This is a genomic window from Duganella sp. 1411 (genome assembly GCF_017833525.1).
Classification (GTDB): Bacteria; Pseudomonadota; Gammaproteobacteria; order Burkholderiales; family Burkholderiaceae_D; genus Rugamonas.
The window spans coordinates 482624-504709 of sequence record NZ_JAFICD010000001.1 but is presented as its reverse complement, the minus strand read 5'-3'; the positions used below and the strand labels follow the sequence as shown (position 1 = coordinate 504709).

Annotated in this window: 16 protein-coding genes; 5 read left to right on the top strand and 11 right to left on the bottom strand. The window is 66.8% G+C overall.

Annotated features, from left to right (window positions below; translation table 11 throughout):
• Nucleotides 1-41: 41 nt before the first annotated feature.
• The gene (locus tag JOD97_RS02025; protein WP_209712951.1) at nucleotides 42-2201 is read right to left on the bottom strand and encodes a sialidase family protein; all 2160 of its coding nucleotides are present in this window, start codon (nucleotides 2199-2201) and stop codon (nucleotides 42-44) included.
• Between the two features lie 472 nt (nucleotides 2202-2673).
• On the opposite strand from JOD97_RS02025, the gene JOD97_RS02020 reads away from it, so the two are divergent.
• Entirely contained in the window at nucleotides 2674-4653 is a 1980-nt protein-coding gene (locus JOD97_RS02020) for a U32 family peptidase (RefSeq protein WP_209712950.1), read from the top strand.
• 190 nt (nucleotides 4654-4843) lie between these two features.
• On the opposite strand, the gene JOD97_RS02015 is transcribed toward JOD97_RS02020, so the two are convergent.
• The 8 genes from JOD97_RS02015 to JOD97_RS01980 all read right to left on the bottom strand — a co-directional run bounded on the left by JOD97_RS02015 (nucleotide 4844) and on the right by JOD97_RS01980 (nucleotide 14132).
• The gene (locus JOD97_RS02015) at nucleotides 4844-5305 is read right to left on the bottom strand and encodes a cache domain-containing protein (protein ID WP_209712949.1); all 462 of its coding nucleotides are present in this window, start codon (nucleotides 5303-5305) and stop codon (nucleotides 4844-4846) included.
• Nucleotides 5306-5350: 45 nt separating this feature from the next.
• Entirely contained in the window at nucleotides 5351-6379 is a 1029-nt protein-coding gene (locus JOD97_RS02010) for a porin (protein WP_209712948.1), read from the bottom strand.
• A gap of 119 nt (nucleotides 6380-6498) precedes the next feature.
• Entirely contained in the window at nucleotides 6499-7926 is a 1428-nt protein-coding gene (locus JOD97_RS02005; RefSeq protein WP_209712947.1) for an MFS transporter, read from the bottom strand.
• 48 nt (nucleotides 7927-7974) lie between these two features.
• On the bottom strand, nucleotides 7975-9015 hold the full coding sequence (locus tag JOD97_RS33075; RefSeq protein WP_209712946.1) for a GTP-binding protein: 1041 nt from the start codon (nucleotides 9013-9015) through the stop codon (nucleotides 7975-7977).
• Nucleotides 9016-9027: 12 nt separating this feature from the next.
• A complete protein-coding gene (locus tag JOD97_RS01995) occupies nucleotides 9028-9405 on the bottom strand; it encodes a hypothetical protein (RefSeq protein ID WP_209712945.1) in 378 nt (125 codons plus the stop codon).
• A 4-nt stretch (nucleotides 9406-9409) separates the two neighbouring features.
• Complete coding sequence (locus tag JOD97_RS01990) at nucleotides 9410-11155, bottom strand: hydantoinase B/oxoprolinase family protein (RefSeq protein WP_209712944.1); 1746 nt, start codon at nucleotides 11153-11155, stop codon at nucleotides 9410-9412.
• Entirely contained in the window at nucleotides 11155-13257 is a 2103-nt protein-coding gene (locus tag JOD97_RS01985; RefSeq protein WP_209712943.1) for a hydantoinase/oxoprolinase family protein, read from the bottom strand. The genes JOD97_RS01990 and JOD97_RS01985 overlap by 1 nt, the downstream gene beginning before the upstream one ends.
• Before the next feature lie 23 nt (nucleotides 13258-13280).
• Nucleotides 13281-14132 carry a fumarylacetoacetate hydrolase family protein gene (locus tag JOD97_RS01980; RefSeq protein ID WP_209712942.1) on the bottom strand — a complete coding sequence of 284 codons (852 nt, stop codon included), beginning with the start codon at nucleotides 14130-14132 and terminating at the stop codon, nucleotides 13281-13283.
• Nucleotides 14133-14264: 132 nt separating this feature from the next.
• Between JOD97_RS01980 and JOD97_RS01975 the strand changes: the two genes are divergently transcribed.
• Nucleotides 14265-15158, top strand: a complete 894-nt coding sequence (locus tag JOD97_RS01975) for a LysR family transcriptional regulator (protein ID WP_209712941.1) — start codon at nucleotides 14265-14267, stop codon at nucleotides 15156-15158.
• A gap of 21 nt (nucleotides 15159-15179) precedes the next feature.
• On the opposite strand, the gene JOD97_RS01970 is transcribed toward JOD97_RS01975, so the two are convergent.
• Both JOD97_RS01970 and JOD97_RS01965 read right to left on the bottom strand, forming a co-directional pair.
• A complete protein-coding gene (locus tag JOD97_RS01970; RefSeq protein WP_209712940.1) occupies nucleotides 15180-17141 on the bottom strand; it encodes a sialate O-acetylesterase in 1962 nt (653 codons plus the stop codon).
• Nucleotides 17142-17188: 47 nt separating this feature from the next.
• Nucleotides 17189-19111: an NPCBM/NEW2 domain-containing protein gene (locus JOD97_RS01965; RefSeq protein ID WP_209712939.1), complete on the bottom strand. Its 1923-nt coding sequence runs from the start codon at nucleotides 19109-19111 to the stop codon at nucleotides 17189-17191.
• Nucleotides 19112-19557: 446 nt separating this feature from the next.
• Between JOD97_RS01965 and JOD97_RS01960 the strand changes: the two genes are divergently transcribed.
• Genes JOD97_RS01960 through JOD97_RS01950 form a run of 3 tightly spaced genes read left to right on the top strand, consistent with a single transcriptional unit; the run spans nucleotide 19558 to nucleotide 22073 of the window.
• Nucleotides 19558-20592, top strand: a complete 1035-nt coding sequence (locus tag JOD97_RS01960; protein WP_229264150.1) for a porin — start codon at nucleotides 19558-19560, stop codon at nucleotides 20590-20592.
• A 12-nt stretch (nucleotides 20593-20604) separates the two neighbouring features.
• Nucleotides 20605-21345, top strand: a complete 741-nt coding sequence (locus JOD97_RS01955; protein WP_209712938.1) for an ABC transporter substrate-binding protein — start codon at nucleotides 20605-20607, stop codon at nucleotides 21343-21345.
• Nucleotides 21346-21350: 5 nt separating this feature from the next.
• Nucleotides 21351-22073 (top strand): ABC transporter substrate-binding protein, encoded by a 723-nt coding sequence (locus JOD97_RS01950; RefSeq protein ID WP_209712937.1) that lies wholly within the window; start codon nucleotides 21351-21353, stop codon nucleotides 22071-22073.
• Nucleotides 22074-22086 lie beyond the last annotated feature (13 nt).

Here is a 22086-nt window from a genome sequence, read left to right as displayed (position 1 = left end):
CTTTCACTGGGACCGCTCACGCATCAATGGGATTGGACTGCTCAATTGGAGTACAGCAAACCGCGGCCGGTTCCGCTGACGTAGATCCGCCCGTAGCTGTTCCAGTCCGCCGCCATCACCCCGATGCCGCCGAACTGGTGGGCATCGTCGTTGAAGCGCGTCCAGCTTGCGCCACCGTCGTCGGAACGGTACACGCCCCACACACCGTTGACCACGCCCACCACGTAGACGGCGGCCGAGTACGAGGCGCCGTTCACCGCCTTGCCCAGGGCGATCAGGCTGGCACCGGCGGCGCCGTTGGCCGTCGCAAAGCCGTTGAGCTTGGTCCAGGTCGCCCCCGAGTCCAGCGAGTGGTACACCGTGTTGCCATCGGTCAGCCAGATGTCGCCCTCGACGTTGGGGTTGACCGCCATCGAGGTGGCCAACCACGCATTGGGGGCCAGATTCGCCGCCACCGACCCGGCGCTCAGCGTGTAGGTGTGGCCGCCATCGGTCGACACGTAGAACTTCCCTGCCGTGCCCCACGTTGCGCCGCCCGAATCGTAGGCATACACCTTGTTCGGATTCTTGCGGTCGGCGGCCAGCCGGTAGCCGCGATCCCAGCCCTGCCCGACCACGGCCAGCGCCGGCAAGTTGGTCAGGACCCAGCTTGCGCCATTGTTGGTGGAGTAGGACGGCACCGAGTTGGCCGGCGCCCAGATCACGTTGCCGCGCGACGGGACCGCGATGTTTCCCGCCGAGCCGGTGTTGGCCTGGGCGCCGGCGGGCAGGGTCGCGAAGTTCGCCCAGGTGGCGCCGCCGTCGCCGGACCAGAAGCCGAACCCGCCCGCGCCGGACCAGTTGGCCACGCCGGCGCCGGCGATATAGCGCGGATCGGCCCACGCCATGTCGGCGGAGTTGCCGTTGCTCCAATTGGCGGTGGGGCCCATGGTCGGCTTGGTGGCGACGTCCGTCACGATCCAGGTGCCGACGTCGCCCGCGCTATTGATGAACTTGTACGGCGCGCCGGCCGGCGCGGCGGCGAGGAACTGCGTGGCGGTCTCCTCGATGTTGGCGATCGCGCCGTTCCAGCCCGGCGTGGCCGAGGAGGCATTCCGGGTCTCGACGATGCCGCCGCCGTGGACGTGCAGGATGTGGTCGCGGTTGGACGGATCGATCTCGACGTCGTCGACCCAGCCCGAGGCGATTTCACCGGGCATCGTCGCTTCGATTTCGCGCCAGTTCTTGCCGCCGTCGTCGGACAGCTGCACGATCTGCTGGCCGCTGAAGTTGCCCCAGGAGTTGGTCACGCCCAGCGCGATGCGGGTGGTGGCGCCGGTGCCGTAGACGGACACGCCGCCGAGGCCGAAGTTGGTTCCGCCTTGCGGATCGACGCTTTTGAGCAGCGTCCAGTTGGTCCCGTCGAACTTGTATAGTCGGCCGGGGCCGCCCGCGCCCGGCCCGGCATCCTTGGTGAACACGACATAGAACATGCCGTCGGCGGCCCGCACCATGTGCGGGATGTGGTAGCCGGACACCGGGGTCGCGACCGCGGTCCAGGTGGCGCCGCCGTTGCTGGACTTGTACATGTTCGCGCCCAGCCCCGCCGCGCTGGCGTAATCCGGGGCGACGGCGGCGTAGATGGTCTGGGTGGCCGTTCCGCCGCCCCTGTTGCCGGTGTCGTACACCACCAAGTCGACACCCATCGCGCTGCCGCCCACGGCGTTGACCTGGTCCTGGGTCATCTTGACGGTCGACAGCGTTGTCACCTGGCTCCAGGTCTTGCCCGAATCGGCGCTCTTCCACAGGCCGGCCGTGCGCGAGCCGTACAACAGCGTCGACGGCTGGTTCGGATCGACCATCAGACGTTCGCCCATGGCCCGGCCGGAATTATTGCCGCCAACCGGGAACGGCAGGTCGACATGGGTCCAGTGGTCGCCCCGGTCGCTGGAGGCATAGAGCCGGCCGTTGCCTTCAAATGTGTACATGCCGGTGACCATGTAGACCAGTTGGTCGTTGTTCGGATCGAGGGCGATACTCTCGATGCCGTGGTATTTGCTCTCGGCCGCGCCGAAACCCAAGCCGTCGGTGATCGGCATCCAGGAGGACGTGGGCTGGTCCCAGCGGTAGGCGCCACCGATGTCGGTGCGTGCGTACAACAGGTTGGCGGTGGTGGGATGGAAGACCAGGCCGCTGACGTAGCCGCCGCCGCCCCACTTCACGCTATGCCAGGTGGCTGCCGACGCTGGCGTTGGCGTTGGCGTTGGCGTCGGAGTCGGAGTCGGGGTTGGCGTGGGTGTTGGAGTTGGAGTTGGAGTTGGTGCGGGGACTGGCGTCGACGCGACAACACTTGATCCGCCCGCTGCCCCACCGCCGCCACCGCCACCGCAGCCTGCCAGCGCGACGATGACCGACAGACCGGCCAGACGGCAAATGCGGGTACTCACGACCAGCGATTGTTTCGGGATACGACGCATTTCCACCTCACATGTATGAATGATCAACAAAGCTATAAGACCCTGCCGTGCAGCATACGTAGGTCATGAAGGCGTCACAATTGCGAAAATCATCAATCGGGAAAATGAAATTTGTTACTCCAGTGCATCTCCCAGCAAGGCGCCGCAGAAAAAGTCCATGAAGGGAACGTCACGGGATTGGCTATAATTCCCCCTTTCATCGCAATTGGATCACGCCATGACTCTGCTAGCCCATCAGCTCGAACTGCTGTCGCCCGCCAAAACCGCCGAGATCGGCCGTGAGGCCATTTTGCACGGCGCCGACGCCGTCTACATCGGCGGCCCGGCCTTCGGCGCGCGCCACAACGCCAGCAATTCGATCGAGGAAATTTCCAGACTGGTGGAGTTCGCGCACCGCTACCGTTCGCGCATCTTCGTCACGCTCAACACCATCCTGCACGACGCCGAACTGGACGCCGCCCGCGCGCAGATCTGGCAGCTGTACGAGGCTGGCGTGGACGCGCTGATCGTGCAGGACATGGGATTGCTGGAGATGGATCTGCCGCCGATCCAGCTGCACGCCAGTACCCAGTGCGACATCCGCACGATGGAAAAAGCCAAATTCCTTGGCGATGTCGGCTTCTCCCAGCTGGTGCTGGCGCGCGAGCTGACCATCGAGCAAATCCGCGCGATCCACGCCGAGGTGGACACGCCGCTCGAATATTTCGTCCACGGCGCGCTGTGCGTGGCCTATTCCGGCCAGTGCTACATTTCGCACGCTGACACCGGCCGCAGCGCCAATCGCGGCGACTGCTCGCAAGCCTGCCGTTTGCCGTACACGCTGAGCGACGCCAAAGGCCGCGTCGTCGCATACGAGAAACACCTGCTGTCGATGAAGGACAACGACCAGAGTCGCAATCTGGAAGCGCTGGTCGATGCCGGCATCCGCTCGTTCAAGATCGAGGGCCGCTACAAGGACATGGGCTACGTGAAGAACATCACGGCCCATTACCGCGTGCTGCTGGACGAACTGCTGGAGCGCCGCCCGGAATTCACGCGCGCCGCCAGCGGCCGCACCAGCATCCTGTTCACGCCGGACGTCGACAAGACTTTCCACCGGGGCCACACCGATTACTTCGCCCACGGCCGCGAGGGCGGAGAAATCGGCGCCTTCGACAGCCCGAAATACGTCGGCGTGGAACTGGGCACGGTCACGCGCATCGCCACCGACCATTTCGACATCACCACCAACGCGCCCATGGCCAACGGCGACGGCCTCAATTACATGTACAAGCGCGAGTCGTTCGGCATCCAGGCCAACACGGTGAAAAAACTGGGCGAGGGAGCCGATGGCGAGCAATGGCGCGTGTTCCCGAACGAGGTGCTGAGCACCCTGCCCGGCTTCAAGGCCGGCGCCGCCATCCTGCGCAACCGCGACCATCATTGGGAAGGAACGCTGACCAAGAAGTCGTCGGAACGCAAGGTCGAGCTGCACCTGTCCTTGAGCGAGCACGACGAGAGCCTGCGCCTGTCGTTGCGCGACGAGGACGGCATCGTCAGCGTGACCGAGGCGGCGATCGGCTACCAACCCGCACAGCAAGCCGAGCAGGCCGAGGCCTCGTTGCGCGCCAGCCTGGGCAAGCTGGGCGGGACGATGTTCTCGGCCGCGAGCGTGCAACTGGCGCTGTCCAAACCCTGGTTCGTGCCGTCGGCGGCGATCAACGCGCTGCGCCGCGACGCGATCGAGGCCCACGAGGCCGCGCGCCTGGCCGCGTGGGACCGGCCGACGCGCAAGCCCGCCGCCGAACCGCCGGCGGTCTACCATGACACCGAACTCAGCTACCTCGCCAACGTCTACAACGAAAAGGCCCGCGCGTTCTACCACAAGCACGGCGTGCAACTGGTGGCCGCCGCCTACGAGTCGCACGAGGAGCCGGGCGAGGTGCCGCTGATGATCACCAAGCACTGCCTGCGCTTCTCGTTCAACCTGTGCCCCAAGCAGGCCAAGGGCGTGCAAGGCGTCCAGGGCCAGGTACGCGCCGAGCCGATGACCCTGGTCAGCGGCGACCACACCTACACGCTGCGTTTCGACTGCAAGCCTTGCGAGATGCACGTGGTGGGCGCCATGAAGCCTTCTATTTTGAAATCGCCGCCGCCGTCGAACATCCCGTATAGTCCCCTGGTGTTCCACCGCCAGCGCCCGCGCGCGACGACCTGAGCGTTGGTCATTGCGACGCTTTGTCGGCCCGGTAGCGCACCACGAAGGCAGTCAAGGCCAGCGCCGGGTCGACGGGCCCGCAAACAAGCGCCGGTTACCCTAGAATACCGTTGATCCCGAGCTTGCGCACCTCGTCCCAGCCAACGATACCGACGGCATCGTTGGCGCGGGCCGCCAGCACAAAGTCTGGTCAGTCCTTGTAGATGCCGCAACTGACCACCAGATCCTCGTATTTTTCCAGATACGTCGCTTTCTTCCTGACCTCCTTGGTCAGCGGATCGGGCCAGCGATACTCCTGCCAGCCCTTGCCCTTGGTACGGGCCAGTTCGAAGCGCTCCTTGCCGATGGGTTTGCCGTCGGCATCCTTGATGTCGTTGAGGTTCTTGCCAGCGATTTGGGGATTGGCGCCGTTGGCGCGGGTGACGCCGTCCATGCCGCTGATGAACACATACAGGTCGCGGTCCTTGTAGCGCGCGCTGCCGGCCTGGATCGCCTGGATGACCTTCTCCTTGCCGTCCTTCTTGATGTCGTCGATGACTTTTTTGACCATCGCGACGGCCTCCTCGGGCGTGCCCCGGTCCGACGCTGCGGCGGCCGCGCCCGCCAGGCCGAGCAACAGCGACGCGATCACCAGTTTAAAGAACGTGCGCATAGTTTTCCTCCGTTTTCATCACTAAAAATCGACATGGCCGGCGCGTCAGAACGTGTGCCGCAGTCCGACCGCCTGGCTGCCCGCCGAGGCGGCGTCGCTGCGCTTGTCGCGCGAATACACCGCATAGACATCGGTGCGCTTCGACAGCCGGTAACCGTAGCCAAACGACGAGGTGGTGCGGCGCGCGTCGGCCAGGCGCGGCGCCTCGATGCGCGAGCGGGCCACTTCCGCCATCAGCGTACCGGCCGCCGACACCGGCACCGACAGGCCGACATCGCCGGTGCGGGTGGCGCGGCCGCCGTCGATGCGCGTGCGCGAACCGTTGCCGTAGACCCTGAGCGGACCGAAATCATAGCTGGCGCCGCCGAGCACGGCCTTCTGCTCGAGCGCCAGCGGCGTCAGGACGTTGACCCGCAGGCGCTGCGCCGACAGCGCGGCCACGAAGGCGCCGCTGGTGTACATCCCATGCAGGCCGACATTGGCCACCCCGGCGCGGCCGGCCACTTCGCCCGGGCCGTACTGCGCCGTGCCGCGGAAGCCGTTGACGGTCGGCGACGTGTATTGGACGACATTGTTCCAGACTGTGTCGCCGAGCACGTTGCTGCCGTAGTTGGCGACGAAGGTCTGCAACACCAGCGGCGAGAACACCACCGACGTGCCGAACGGGCTCAGCTGAAGCATGGCGAGATACGCCGGATTGCTCTGGCGCCCCAGGGTCAGGCGGCCCCAGCCGCCTTCAAGGCCGACCCAGGCGTTGCGGGAGAACAGCGGATCGGCCGCGCTGCGGCCTTGTTCGCCCGTGTCGGGACGGAAGAAGCTCTCGAGCGAAAAGATCGCGCCGAGGCCGCCGCCCAGGTCTTCCTTGCCGCGGAAGCCGAGAAACGACGTGGTCAAGCCGCCACCGTTGACTTGCGTGACGGCGGCCGCGTCGCCGCTGCGTTTCATTTTTCCGGCGTAGGCGCCGACCAGGCCGTAGACCTCGACCGATGATTGGGCGCGGGCGTCGATCACGGCGCCGCCGGCAACGGTGGCCAGCACCAGCATGGGCAAACAGCTCTTATATTTCTTATACATAAGGTCTCCTTGTGTCCCGATGCACACCAAAGCGTACAGCGGGCAATTCTTTCAAGTAAATCAATAGTCGCGCGCAGTTTCGGTTCCGCCACACCCAGCGCCGTGGCGGCCCATGCCGTTCAGGGTGAGATTTCTTCGAGCGAGCGGTTGCTCGTTTCGATCATGCGCCAGCTCGCCACGAGCCCGACGACGGTGACGCCGGCGAACACCAGGAACACCATGGCGATGCCCTGCTTGGCCAGCACCACGCCGACCATGGCCGGCGCGGCGGCCGATGCCGCCCGCAGCCACGAGGTCGCCAATCCGGTGCCGATGGCGCGCATCCGGGTGGGATAGATCTCCGACGTGTACAGGTACAGCATGACGGTGGTGGTGCCCATCACCGCGTAGGCGCCCGAGGCGAATATCATCACGTTGGTGGCGCTCTCGGTGCCTACCACGACCAGGCCGACGAGCAGCATGCCGGCCACGCAGAAACTGCCGATGGCCCAGCGGCGCCGGCCGACCCGGTCGATGATCAGCGCGCAGCAAATGACCGCGCAGGTGCTGAGCACATTCGACAGCGAGGCCATCCGCAAGGCTTCCTGCAGCGGCAGGTGGTAGACGGTTTTATACAGGCTCGGCAGCCAGTTGTTGATGCCGTTGGCGATGAAGTAGGCGCTGGCCCACAACACCCACACCACCAGCGTGCGCGGCCGGTAGATCGGCGAGAAGAGCTCTTTCCATGACCGCTTGCGCTGGTTTTGCAGCGTGCTGGTGATGGTGGCGACGCGCTGCGCGACGGCGGTGCCGTCGGCCGGATCGGTGTGCCGTCCGGGCGACACCGCTTCGACGCTGGCGACGATCTTTTCGGCCTCGTCGTAGCGCCCGCGTGCGATCAGCCAGCGCGGCGACTCCGGCAGGCGGCAGACGAAATACGTGATGACCAGGCCCGGCAGCCCGCCCACCAGGAACATGCACTCCCAGCCGTAACGGGGCACGACGAAGGCGCCGATCTGGGCCGCGCCCAACAGGCCGATCGGAAAGATCATTTCGTACAGCATGAAGAAGCGGCCGCGGCCGTGGGTCTGCGACAGCTCGTTGATGTAGGTCGCCGCCACCGGCACCTCGCCGCCGACGCCGATGCCCTGGATGAAGCGCGCCAGGAACAACATGTGCAGGTTGCCGGTGAAGGCGCACGCGATGCTCATCACCGACATCACGCCGATAGTGATGCCGGCGCTGCGCACGCGCCCGATCCGTTCCGCCAGCCAGCCGAAGAACAACGCGCCGATCACCTGTCCCAGGTAGCCGGCGGCGATCAGCATGCCCACCTGGCCGGGCGTGATATGCCATAGGCCGATCAGCACCGGCAGCACGAACGCCAGCGACAGCGCGTCGAAGGCGTCGAAGAAGGTGGCCGTGCCCATGACGATGCGCGCCTTGGTGTGCCAGCGGCACATGTGGACGTTTTCGAGGCGAAATAGCAGGCCGGCGGCGCGCGCGCCCGGTGGCGTGGCGCCGGCGTCCTTTTGTTGCGATCCCGTCGGGTATGATGCGATGCTCATTGTGTCTCCGTTATGTGGGGTTGTTTCGCCGTCTGCGCGGCGATCCTGTTATTTGTGGGCGAAGATGGACAGCGTGTCGTCGATCTCCTCCCGCTCTATGCCACGGGTGATGAACACGAGCCGGGTGCGCCGGTCCTCGCTGGGCCACGCGTCGAGCACGCGCGGCGGGTGGAACACATGCTGCACGCCGTGGAACACCACCGGCCGGTCGGGATGCTCGCGCACCTTCACCAGGCCCTTGATGCGCAGCAGGTCGGGCCCGCGCATGGCGGTGATCAAGGCCAGCCAGGACTCGAACCCCTGGCGCGAGATCGGCTCGTCGAGCACCACCGCGTAGGAGCGGATGCCGTCGTCGTGGTGCCCGTGGGGTTCCCCGTGACGGTGAGCGTGATCGTGCTCGTGATCGTGGCCGTGCGGATGCTCGTGTCCATCGCCATGGCCATGGTGGTGGCCGTCGTCCTGGCCGGCCGGCGCGCCGCCGAACAGCAGCTCCGGCGTGATCCGTCCGTGGCGCACCACGTGGACCGGCGCGCCGTGGTTGAGCCGCCCCAGGCGCTCGAGCAAGGCCTGGCGATCCGGCCCGGTCGCCAGGTCGTCCTTGGTCAGCACCAGCCGGTCGGCCAGCGCCACCTGGTTGACGGCGGCGGCGTGCAGGTCCAGCGTGGAACCGGCGTTGACCGCGTCGACCGTGGTGATCAGCCGGTCGAAATGGAAGTGCCCGCGCAGCGTTTCGTCCGACATCAGCGTGTGCAGGATGGGCGCCGGGTCGGCCAGCCCGGTCGTCTCCACCAGCACCCGGTTGACGCCGAGCGCGCCGCCATCGACCCGCAGGCGGTTCAACGCGGTCAGCAAGTCGCCGCGCACCGTGCAGCACACGCAGCCATTGGCCAGCAACACCAACTCCTCGCGGGTCTGCTCCAGCAATTCGTGGTCCAGTCCTACTTCGCCGTATTCGTTGATGATGACGGCGGTGCGGGCGTAGGCCGGATCGCGCAGTATATGCGACAGCAAGGTGGTCTTGCCGCTGCCGAGAAAACCGGTCAGCACCGTGACGGGCAGCGTGGCCGCCGGGTGGTTCGCTTGGTTCATGTCGTCTCCTTTTTAGCCGTGCAGCTTGGCGAACGAACGCAATGTCTTGCCCAGCCGGGACAGGATGAAATCGGCCGGCTCGGCGTCGGCGGCGGCGGCGGGGCCGTCGATGAAGGCCGCGAGCAAGGCGCCGAGGCGCCAGGCGCCTGCCGCCTCGTCGAAGCCGTGGCGGCGCAGCAGCGCGACGACGTCGTCGCGCCGGCCACGCTCGGCCTGCGCCAGCAGGTAATCGGCGATGTCCTGCTCGAAATCCTCCAGGCGCAAGGTGACGCCGCCGATGCCGCAGGCGCAGCCCGTCGCCAGGGCGACGTGCTGGCTCGACAACCGTTGCCAGATGTCGAGCAGTTCGCGCGCGACGCTGGCCACCAGCTCGGGTTGGGCCGGCGCCATGGCGTCAGACTCCGGCCGGATGGCCGCCGCGCAGGCGGCCGGTGGCGCCGGCGTCGACCTGGCCGTCGGCCGTCAGCGCCACCCGGTAGGCGTCGGCCGCCTGGGCCGCGCTGACATAGCCTTCACGCACGTCATGCGCGACCAGCTCGGGATCGCGCTCGGCCGGCGGGCCGAAGCCGCCGCCGCCGCCCGAGCGCATCTTGTAGGCGTCGCCGCGCGCCAGCCGGACGTTGAACACCTTGGCGTTCGGCTGTTCCTCGTCCCACACCCCGCCGCGGCGGATGCCGATGCCGTTGCCGGCCGCGTCGTGGCCGCCGTCGAGCCCCCACGGCTTGCAGTGGACGCGGTCGATGCGGGTGGTGACGGCGAACGGCGAGAGCGCCTGCACCACCATTTCCGCGCCCAGGCCGCCGCGCTGGCGGCCCGGCCCGGCGCTGTCCTCGCGCAGCCGGTAGCTTTCGACCAGCACCGGATACTTCGCCTCGAGCTGCTCGGTCGGGCTGTTGTGGGTGTCGCCGTCGTTGATGCAGACGGTGGCCGAGACGCCGTCCTCGCGCGCCTTGGCGCCCCAGCCGCCGCCCAGCGGCCCGATGCCGACGATGAACAGGCGACCGTCCTCCGGCGAGATGCCGTGGATGTTGGGGAACACCAGGTCGGCATGGTGGCCGGCGATGGCGCGCTCGGGAATGGCCGGCGCCAGCGCCTTGAAGATGGTGTCGATCACCGTCATCGGGAACGTCATCCACACCCGCATCGGGAACGGCCGCTCGGCGCTGATCACGGTGCCCATCGGCATGATGACCTTGAGCGGGCGGAAGCTGCCGTCGTTGACCGGATAGTCGGTCGGCGTGGTCAGGCATTTGTAGGCCACCTGGGCGCAGGCGATGCCGGTGGTGAAGCCGGAATTGTAGAAGCCGCGCACCTGCTTGGCGACGTCGCTGAAGTCGACCGTCATCTCGTCGCCGCTGACGATCACCTTGACGCGGATCGGGATGCGCTTGCCCACCTCCAGGCCGTCGTCGTCCATGAACGACTCGGCCTCGTACACGCCGTCCGGAATGGTGAGCGTGTTGGCGCGCGCCAGCGCCTCCGAATGGTCCATGATCTGCGCCACCGCGCCCTGCACCGCCGGCCAGCCGTAGCGCCGCACCAGTTCCAGGAAGCGCCGCTCGCCGGTGGTGATGGCGGTGATCTGCGCGCGCAGGTCGCCCATGGCGCGCTCGGACAGGCGCACGTTCATGGCGATGATGTCGACCAGGTCCTGGTTGACCACCCCGCGCTTGCGGTATTTGACGATCGGAATCTGGATCCCTTCCGAATAGATGTCGGTGGTGATCTGGCCGAGCGTGCCGCCGACGTCGAGCCAGTGCGCCATGCAGCACGTGAAACCGATCAGGCGCTCCTCATGGTACACCGGCATGGTGAAGGTGAAGTGGTTCAGGTGGCTGCCGGTGGTGTAGGCGTCGTTGGTGACGAGGATGTCGCCCGGCTCGATGTTCTCCAGGCCGAAATGGCGGATCTTGGCCTTGACCGTCTCGCTCATGCCGCGGATGAACATCGGCAGGCCGAGCCCGATCGAGATCGAATCGCCCTCGACGGTGAACAGGCCGACCGTGAAATCGAGCGCCTCGTAGATGATCAGGTTGTAGGCGGTGCGGGTCAGATTCGACTTCATTTCCTCCGTCACGGCGATCAGGCCGTTGCGGATGATTTCGACGGTGACGGCGTCGACCGATTGTGGTCCGTTCATTACAGTTCGCTCCCGATGGAAATTTGCAGGTTGCCGCAGGCGTCGACCAGTGCCGAGTCGCCCGGCTGGATGACGGTGGTCGAGGCGTGTTCCTCGACCAGCGCCGGGCCGTCGATGCGGTTGCCGCTGCGCAGCAGATGGCGTTTGTAGACGTTGGCGTCGACAAAGCCCTGGGCCGAGCGGAAGTACACCGGCTTGCTGGCGCGCAGCGCCTCGGCCGGCGGCGTGGCCCCGCCCTCCTCGACCGCGTGGCGCGGCGGCTTGCGCATCACGCCCAGCACCGTCACCCGCAGGCTCACCAGATCGGCCGGCTCGGCCGGCGCCGAGGTGCCGTAGCGCACCGCGTGGACGGCGTCGAAACGCTGCTTGATGGCGCCGCGATCCTGGCGCGCGAAGTATTCGGTCTCCAGATCGACCGCCACCGCGTGCTCCTGGCCCACGTAGCGCATGTCGGCGGCGCGCTCGATGACGATCGCCTCCGGCGTGACGGCCGACTGCGCCAGCGCGGCGCGGCCCTCGTCCTCCATCTCGGCGTAGATCGCCTCGATATCCTCGAACGATACCTCGTCGAGCTTGCGGAACACCGAGCGCACATAGTCGTAGCGCAGGTCGGAGAACAGCATGCCGTAGGCCGAAAAATAGCCCGGCGCATAAGGGATGAGCACCTTGCGGATGCCCAGTTCGCGGGCGATCGCCGACGCGTGCAGCGGACCGGCGCCGCCGTAGACGACCATCGTGAAGTGGCCGGCGTCGAGCCCGCGTTCGGTGGTGACCGCCTTGACCGCGTGCGACATCGAGGTGACGGCGATGCGCAGGATGCCGTCGGCGGCCTTGACCGGATCAAGGTCGAGCGGCCCGCCGATGCGCTCGGCCATGGCCGCGTGCGCGGCCTGTTTGTCGAGCAGCATTTCGCCGCCGAGGAAGTTGTTCTCGTCCAGGCGGCCCAGCAGCAGGTTGGCGTCGGTGACGGTCGGCTCGGTGCCGCCGCGGCGGTAGCACACCGGACCGGGATTGGAGCCGGCGCTCTGCGGGCCGACGCGCAGCGCCTTGCCCACCTCCAGGCGGGCGATGCTGCCGCCGCCGGTGCCCACTTCGAAGATGTCGATCATCGGAATCTGGATCGGCAGCGCCTTTTCGTAGCCGCCGATCAGCGCGCTGCTGCTGGTGAGCGGCTTGCCCTCGCTGATCACGCCGGCCTTGGCGGTGGTGCCGCCCATGTCGAAGGCGATGGCGTCGCCCAGGCCGAGCTGGGCGCAGATGGCCTGGGCGCCGATGACGCCGGCCGCCGGGCCCGACTCGAGCATGCGCACGCATTCGCGCCGGGCGTGCTCGAGCGGGAACAGGCCGCCGGTCGATTGCACGGCGTAAAAGTCGCCCGGGAAGCCCTGCTCGGTCAGGTGGGTTTCCAGTTGGCCCAGGTAGGCCGACACCCTCGGGCCGACGTAGGCGTTGGCGGCGACGGTCGAGACGCGCTCGAACTCGCGGTACTCCTGCGACAGCTCGTGCGAGGCGGTGACGAACACGCCGGGCAGCTCCTCGCGCACGATCTCGCGCACCCGGATCTCGTGGGCGGCGTTGCGGTAGGAGTGCAGCAGCAGGATGGCGACGGCGTCGACGCCCTCGGCCTTCAGTTCGCGCGCCAGTTCGCGCACGCGCGCCTCGTCGAGCGGCACGTGCACGCTGCCGTCGGCCAGCAGGCGCTCGGGCACCTCGTAGCGCAGCGAGCGGCGGATCAGCGGCTCGTGCTTGGAGAAGAACAGGTTGTAGGCGTCGGGGCGGTTGACGCGGCCGATCTCGTAAATGTCGCGGAAACCCTGGGTGATCAGCAGCGCGGTCTTGGCGCCGTTGCGTTCGAGCAGGGTGTTGATGGCGATGGTCGAGCCGTGCAGGAACAGGCCGCCGTCTTCGACGTGGGCGCCGGCGTTGTCGAGCGTGTTCTGGATGCCGTCGACCAGTTGGCCGTGCGTCGACAGCGCCTTGCCGAAGGACAGTTCGCCGGTGTTCTCGTTGAGGATCGCCAGATCGGTGAAGGTGCCGCCGATGTCGACGGCGATGCGCAGGTGGCCGGCGCTGCGTTTGCCGGGCTTGCTTGGGGTGGTCATGGACAGTCTCCGGTTGATGATAGTTAGACGACCTGCACGGCGTTGCGCAGCTGGCCGATACCGCTGATCTCGACTTCGACGATGTCGCCGTGCTTCATGTAGGCGGGCGGATCGCGGCGGTCGCCCACCCCGCCCGGCGTGCCGGTGGCGATGACGTCGCCGGGATTGAGCGCGGTAAAGCTCGACAGATAGGCGATGATGACGGGCAAGGTGAAGATCAGGTCGGAGATCGGCGCCTGCTGGACGATCTGGCCGTTGAGGCGCGTCGTCAATTGCGACGCGGTGATGTCGGCGATCTCGTCGGCCGTGACCAGCGCCGGGCCGAACACGCCGGTGTCGGCGAAGTTCTTGCCCGGCGTCCATTGGTGGGTGTGGCGCTGCCAGTCGCGCACGGTGCCGTCGTTGAAACAAGCGTAGCCGGCGATGTGGTCGAACGCGTCCGCTTCGGCGATGTCGGTGCCGCCCTTGCCGATCACCACCGCCAGCTCGCCTTCATAGTCGAACATCGTCGACTTGGCGCCCGGGAAGCGCATCGGCGCGCCGTCGGCGATCAGCGTGTCGGCGAAGCGCACGAAGATCGCCGGATGGACCGCGTCCGGCCGTTTGGTCTCGGCCACGTGCGACTTGTAATTGAGGCCGACGCAGAAGATCTTGCGCGGATTGCCCACCGGCGGCAACAGGCGCACGTCCGACAGCGCCAGCGTGGCGGGCTTGCCGGCGAAGGCGGCGGCCAGCTCGGGCAGGGCCTGGGCGTCGAGCACGGCGCGGATGTCGGGATAGCGCGCCAGCGTGCCGGCGTCGGGCTCGGTGATCTGCGTGCCGGACAGCACGCCATAGGCGGCGATCCCGTTATGTTCGTATGCGACTAACTTCATGACATGTCTCCTTTGTTCTCGATGGGGTCTGGCTGAACCAGTGCTACGGATGAGTGTAGGACATGCTACGATATGCGAGAAGATAGCGTTCCGACATTTCAGCTATTCGCAAATAGGCATAACGGAGGTGCGGTGGATTACTCGGCATGGAAACTGTTTATCGACGTCAGTGAGCTCGGCAGCTTGACCAAGGCGGCCGCCACGCATGAGACCACGCAGCCGCATATCAGCCGCCGCATCGGCGAACTGGAACGCGCGTGTGGCGGCCGCCTGTTCCAACGCACCGGGCGCGGCGTGGTGCTGACAGAACTAGGGCGCCGCATCGCGCCGCGCATCCGCAACTGGATCACGCAGACCGAGCAGCTGGCCAACGATATTCAGGCCACGGCCGGCACGCCGGTCGGCACGGTGCGCATGGGCATATTGCCGTCGACTGCCCATCCGCTGGTCAGCGCGCTCTACCATCGATTGAAACAGCGCTATCCGCTGATCCAGCTGATCGTACGCGAGGGGCAAGGCGCCCAGCTTGAAACCTGGCTGGACAACGGCGACGTCGACCTGGCCATCCTCTACCGGCATAGCCCGACACCCAACCACGGCGACATTTATTTGTCGCGCGTGCCGACATTTCTGGTGGGACCGGCGGGCGATCCGCTGACGCGCGCCGAGAGCGTATGCTTCGACGTCTTGGACCGGCTGCCGCTGGTGCTGTTCTGCCGCCCCAACTCCTGGCGCGACCGGCTCGACCAGCTCGCTGCCGAGCGCGGCCTCGTGCTCGATGTGGCGGCCGAAGCCGATTCGCTGGCCCTGCAGACGAGGATCGTCAGCGATGGCGGCATTTATGCGCTGCTGGGGCCGTATGCGATCGCCGGCGCCAACGTTGAATTGCGCCTGCAGGCGGCGCGCGTGGTGGAGCCGGAATTGTCACGCCACATCGCCTTGGCCATGTCGCGCCACGGCCATCTTAGTCTTGCCGGGCGCACCGTCATGAAATTGATAGAGGATGGCGCCTCGGGTGGCTGGTGAGAGGTGCCCAACGAAGCGCCGTCAACGCACCTCGAGCTGGAACGGCGCGGCCGGCAGGTCGTCACCGCTGAACAGGTTGACGAACGGCGAATCGGCCCACGCGTAGCGCACGCGCGTGACGTCGGGCGCGCCGGCGCCGGGCAGCACGACCGTATCGCCGGCCACGCGCGCGTCGGCAAAGCGGCAGGCCGCGCCCGCGCACACCTCGAAGGCGATCGCGCGGTCCGACGAATACGTGGCCAGGCCGCCACCGGTATCCTTGAACGCGACGACGATATCGCCGCCGGCGCGCCGCGCCGACACCGCGTACGGACTGCCGGGCGCCGTCTTGTCGCCGTACGCGACGGCCCGCGCCGCGCGCGCCAGGCGCTCGCCGACCACCGTCTTCTGGGTCGGGTGGATGTCGAAGCGGTCGCCGACGTCGAGCGTGACGGCCAGCCCCGCGTGCGGATCGTGCGCCACGGCGTCGGCCTGGGCGTCGCGCAGCTCCGCCCAGCCGGACTGCAAGGGGGCTTTCGCAGCGGCGCCGAACTGCGGCAACTGCGCGACGACGAACGGCAACGCCGGCTGGCCGAAGCGCTGGCGCCAGTCGCGCATCAACAGCGGCAGCAGCGCGCGGTATTCCTGCGCCGCGCCCGCGTTCGATTCGCCCTGGTACCACGCCGCCAGCTTGAACTTGTAGCCCACCAGCGGCGCGATCATGCCGTTGTACAGCGTCGTCAGGCTCGTGGGGACGTCCCACGGCGTCGCCGGCACCGCCAGTCCTTTCAACGCGCTGCCGCGCTGGACCTTCCACGCGGCCGGCAGCGGGATCGTCTGGCCGTCCCGCATGACGATCTGGCGGTTGGCCGGCTGGCCCGACAGGCCGCCGCCCTGCCCTCCGCTCAGCACGCGCATGGCGATCACGTTGCGGCCCGGCTTGAACACTCCGGCCGGCACGGCGTAGGCGCGCCAGACCCAGGGCACCGCGCCGCCGCCCACGCGCTGGCCGTTGACCCAGGTGCTGTCGTAGGTGTCGACCGGGCCCAGACGCAGCATGTTGGCGGCCTTGGCCTGATCCTCCGTCAGCGTGACGGTGGTGCGGTACCACGCCACGCCGTCGAAATCCTTGAAGCCGGCCAGGCCGCTGTCCTTCCACGAGCCGGCCGGCGTGACGCTGGCCCACGCGCTGTCGTCGAAATCGGGCGCGATCCAGGCCCGCTGCGCGGCCGCCGCCGGGTCGTGCGCGCGCCACCACGTCTCGTTGCGGACCTCCTCGGCGCGCATGCCGGCGGCCGGATCGGCGCCGAACTGCGCGACGGCTTCGACGCCGACACGGTAGTCGCCGAGGGTGCGCAGCGATTCGCCGGCGATCCAGCTCTGGATCGTCGTGCCGCCCCAGCTGGCGTTGACGAAGCCCACCGGCACCTTGTAGCTACCCTGCAGCGAGCGCGCCATGTAGTAGCACACGGCGGAGGCGCCGCCGATGGTGTCCGGCGCCGCGACCTTCCACTCGACGGGGCCCGGCAGGTCATCCTGCGCCGTCGCCGCGCTGTTCTTTTCCACGTTCAGGAAGCGCAGCTTGTCGTTGGCGGCGCTGTACGTGGCGCCCATGGCGTTGGTCGACTCGCGCTGCGCGAATTCCATGTTCGACTGGCCGGAGCACAGATAGACGTCGCCGACCAGGATGTCGGCGCGGCTGACCGTCCGCCCTTCCGACGTCACCGACAGCGTGTACGGTCCGCCCGCGCGGCGCGGCGGTAGTTGGACCCGCCATTTGCCCTGCGCGTCCGCGCTGCCGTTGACCGTTTGGCCATCCAGCGTGACGGCGACCTTGCGCCCCGCGCCGGCGGTGCCCCACACGGCGACGGGTTGGTCGCGCTGCAGCACGGCGTGGTCGGAAAAGATGCGGGCCAGCCCAAGTTCGGCCGCGTGCGCGGGCAGGCAGGCGCCCCCGGCGGCGAGCGCCAACAAAGGCGCGGCGATGCGTGTTGTCTTGATCATGAGTTCTCTCGTTGTCGGTATCGATGCGTGTATGGTCGCGCGGCGGATTAGTCGGTCTGGCCGGACGATAGCAGCGCGGCGTCGCCCCAGCTGACCGGCAGCTGCTCGTTGTCCTTTGCCGCGCTGCGCGCCACCAGCTCGACCACCTTGACGCCGGCGACATCGGCGCTCAACGCTTGCGCGCGCTGGCCACGGCGCAGCGGTTTGCTCTTCGCCAGCAGCTTGCCGTCGCCGTAGACCATGAACGTGACGCCGTGCGTGGCATCGCGGGCGGAATCGTCGACGCCAACCTGCGCGCTGAGGCGGCGATGGCCGGCATTGCGCACTTCCAGCCGGGAATTGGCCAGCACGCCGATGCCGGCCGCGTAAGTCGTGCCGGCGATCCGCAGCGTCTGGCCGTAGGGGGTGCTGTCGGCGCGCGCGCCGCCCCAGCCCGCGTACATCGGCCGTTCGCCCGCCCCCTTGGTGCCGGTCCATCCGCCCGACGAGCGGAAGATCGTGGGGTCGGCCTGCGGCGTGGTCACGCCATCGACCGCCGGATTCACGCTGCCGGGTTGTTCCGAAAGATAGACGCCCTGCGCCAGCGCGCGCGTACCCTGCACGCGGAAGATCCGCGTCTCGCGCGGCGCCACGCGCAGCTTGGTCTCGTTGGTGAAGGTGGCGTCGGCCTTGGTCCAGAGATCGGTCAGCGTGACCGGCGCATCCTTGCGCAACTTCAGCTGCTCGGCGGTCAGGTCGACGTCGAACGGCGCGAAGCCGCGGTTGAAGATGGCGACCGCCTTTTGCCCCGAGGCCAGCGGCTTGACCAGAACTTGCACATCGTCGGTGTCATAGGCGAGCGTCGCCTGGTTGCCGGCCGGGTCCTGGTTGACGGCGATGATGTCGGCATTGCCGAAGATGTCCATCAGCGGCTGCGGCGTCTTCCTCAAGTCGGCGCCCGTCATCAACGGCGCGTTCAACATGGCCCACAGGGCGAAATGCGATTTTGCTTCCACCAGGTGATCGGCGTCGAAGTCGCCGGCGCCGATGAACAGCATGTCCGGATCGTTCCAGCTGCCCGGATGTCCATACAGCTCGCGCCTTGCCGCGCTGTCGAAATTACTGAGCATGCGGGTCCACGAGGGCCGGATGTCGTCGCTGGTGCGCGAGAGGTTGCCGTAGTTTTTGCCCCACGCGCGCACGTCGGCGGCGCCCCAGACGCACAGCGACAGCAGGAAGTCGCCATCGGGCCGGTGGCGCTTGAGCGCCGCGTCAATCTGCGTGAATTCCGCCTGTACCGCCGGAATGTCGGAGCGGGTCACCGATTCCAGGTCCAGCACCGGCGCCAGCGCGCGGTACTCGCCGGAGCGCACTTTCGGACTGTCGGCGCCATAAGCGCGCAGGCCGCAGCCGTCGACCTTGATGAAGTCGAAACCCCAGTCGCCGAAAAACAGCGCAAGGTCCTGATCGATATGGCCGTACAGTCCCACTTCCCGCTCCAGCACGCTGCCCTTGGGGAGGTCGCTGCTATCGCTGGAATAGGCCTGGGAACAGGTGTTACGGCCAAGATCGGAGTAGATGCCGGCCTTGAGCCCCATCGCGTGCAGCTTGTCGGTCAACGGACGGAAGCTGCTGCCGCCGCCGGTGACGGAGGAAGGAAAACGGTCGGCCCGTATCACCAGCCGGCCGCTGGGGATCTCGCGGCGCGTGATCCAGCCGTCATCGATGTTGACGTAGCGGTAGCCTTTGGCGGCCAGGCCGCTGTCGACGATGCGCTGGGCCGAGCCGAGGATCTTCGCCTCGTCGATATCGGTGCCGAACGCGTTCCAGCTGCTCCAGCCCATCGGCGGTGTCGACGCGCGGCCGGCGGTGTAGGCGCTCCAGCGCGCCGTCGGGGCCAGCGGGTCGGTCGCCGCGTACGTGGATGCCATCGCCAGGCACAGGGGTAACAACACCAGGCGGCACCAGCGCGAACTCGTTTTCTCTTGCATCAAGTCTCCAATCAATTCTTGTTATCGGTCGGGCGTCACGCCCATGGTTTTTTATATATTCAAGACCTTTTGGGTCGCGCCTTTGCCCGACTGTAGCGACGCTGGGCCGCGTCGCACGCCGGACATTAAGAAAATATTTAGTTTAAGTTAATAGATATTAACGAAGTCTAACCTCCATTGTTTTGCCATGTCAACGCCCCGCGCTTCGTTGCGGATCGATAAATCTTGCAAGCCGACTTGTATCCTCGCGGCAACACAAAGATACACTATTCCAAGAAATTGGTGCCCGCAGGAACGAAATCCCCCCAGCACGTCAGGCCGTCGTTTTATGCTGAAGCCACTTTCAAGGCCGCAAAACCGCCGGAAGAGACACTCAGACAGCCACCCCGAGCGCGTGGCGACCGCAGCCCCCTTTCCAGCAACCACCAGTACAGGTGAGATACGATATGAACAAAGCGACCGCATCCGCAGCATGTTTTTCCCTCATGGCCCTCAGCGCCGGCTACGCCGCCGCGCAGTCCTCCGTCACCGTCTACGGCAACGTCGATGTCGGCGTCTCCAAACGCAGCGACTCGACGCTTGCCGTCGGCAGGCGCGACAATAACCGGCTCGGCTTCAAGGGCGTCGAAGACCTCGGCGGCGACCTCAAGGCATTGTTCCAGCTGGAGATCCGCTACGACCCGGACATCGGCACCGTCGAGGGGAAAACGCGCCCGCTGTTCCAGGGCCAGAGCCGGGTCGGCCTGCAGGGCGCCTTCGGTACCGTGCGCATCGGTCGCGGCCTGACCGCGCTGCAGGACTCGTCGAGCGCGTTCGAGCCGTGGCGCGGCGTGCCCAGCACCGCCGGCTTCCAGACCGATCTGACGGTGGCCGGCTACAACAGCCAGCCGCTCGATCCGGCCGGCTCGTCGGCCAACCGCTGGTCGAACGCGGTGTTCTACAACACGCCCGAGAAAGGCGGTTTCCAGCTCAACGTGACGGTCGCCACCAAGGAAGCCAACGGCAATCCGGTCATCGTCGGCCGCGGCACCACCGCCAAGCCACAGTATCCGGCCAACGCCACGCTCGAATCGAATCCCTATTCCGTGTCGGGCACCTACCGGGGCGGTATCTTCGGCGCCATGCTGGCCTACGAGCGCAACGCGGCCGAGACCACCTTGTGGTCGGTCGCCGGCTCGGTCCAGGCCAATCCGGACGTCAAGCTGGTTGCCTCGTATCAGAAGCAGGATCAAAGCCACACCATGGCCACCAATTACGACACCAAAGCCTGGGTGACCGGCCTGAACTGGAACGTCGGCCTGGGCACGATCCTCGCGGGCTATGGCCAGAAGTCGCCGGACGGCCTCGCCAAGACCAAGCAAACCAGTGTCGGTTATGAATACAACCTGTCGACCCGCACCTATCTTTACGCGGATCTGTCGCGCCGCGCGGCCGCGACGTCGGTCAATTTCTACGGCGTTGGCATCTTCCACAAATTTTGATCGGACACCATCATGAAACACCATTCTTTCAGCCGCCTGTTCGCCTGCCTGTCGATGCTGGCGCCGGTGCTCGCCATGGCCGACGACAAGATCACCCTGAGTTTCAACGACCGCCCGCCCTACCTGGTGGCGGGCGCCGACGGATCGGCCAGCGGCCTGACCGGCACGCCTGCGGCCGAGGCCTTCCGTGCCGCCGGCATCGACGTCGCGTGGAGCAAGGTTCCGCCGAACCGTCAACTGGTGGTGATCAAGGAAGGCGGACAGAACTGCGCGATCGGCTGGTACAAGACGGCCGAGCGCGAGCAGTTCGCCAAATTCACCAAACCGATTTATCGCGACAAGCCGACCGTGATCATCGCCAATCCCAAGTTCGCCGCCGGCGATAACGCCAAGCTCGGCGATATCCTGGCGACCAAGGGCGTGCGCGTGCTGGTCAAGGAAAACTTCACCTACGGCCCGTACATCGACGCCGCGCTGGACAAGGTGAAGGCCGCGCAAACCAAATCGAACGGCACCTCGACCCAGATGCTGCAACTGGTCAACGCCAATTCGGTCGACTTCATGTTCGCGTCCGAAGAGGAGGCAAGCTATCTGGTGGAGCAGTCCGGCATCGGCGCGGGCAACTTCAAGCAGATCAAGATGCCGGACGTGCCCGTCGGCGACGACCGCTACATCATGTGCAGCAAGGACGTTTCCGACGACGTCATCGGCAAGCTGAACAAGGTGATCGGCGCGAAGAAGAGCAAAAAATAGCGCTCATGTTCCGCATCCTGTGCTTGTGGCTGTTGCTGTTGCCGGCGTCCCGGGCGCAGGAACCGTTGGTCCTCTACTACAACGAGCGCCCGCCGTACCTGATGGGCGCGCCGGACGGCGGCGTGCACGGCCTGACGGCGGATCCGGCGACGGCGGCATTTGCCGGCGCTGGGGTGCCCACGCACTGGATGCGGGTGCCCAGCAACCGCCAGCTGGCGCTGCTTCAGGAGGGCGGTCAGCGCTGTGCCGTCGGCTGGTTCAGGAACGCCGAGCGCGAGCGCTATGCCAAATTCTCGCGTCCGATCTACCAGGACTTGCCGCTGGTGGCGATCGTGCGCGACGACTTTGTCTTTCGCGGCGCGGCGACGCTGCAACGGCTGGTCTCCACGCGCAACCTGGTGGTGCTGGTGAAAGAGAAGTATTCGTACGGCGGCTACGTCGACGACGCGCTGGCCAACACGCGGCCGACACGGATCTCCACCACCGCCGAGAGCGTGGTCATGATGGCGATGATCGGCGCGCACCGGGCCGACCTGATGTTCCTCGCCTCGGAAGAGGCCGATTATTTGCTCCAGCTTGCCGAGCTGCGCGACAAGCGCTTGCGCGTGCTGCGTTTGCTGGACGTGCCCACCGGCGAGCGTCGCCACATCATGTGCAGCAAGGATGTCAGCGACGACATCATGCAGCGGCTGGACAAGGAAATTGCGCTGAAGTTGGGCGGGCTATGACGCGGCGGGTTCA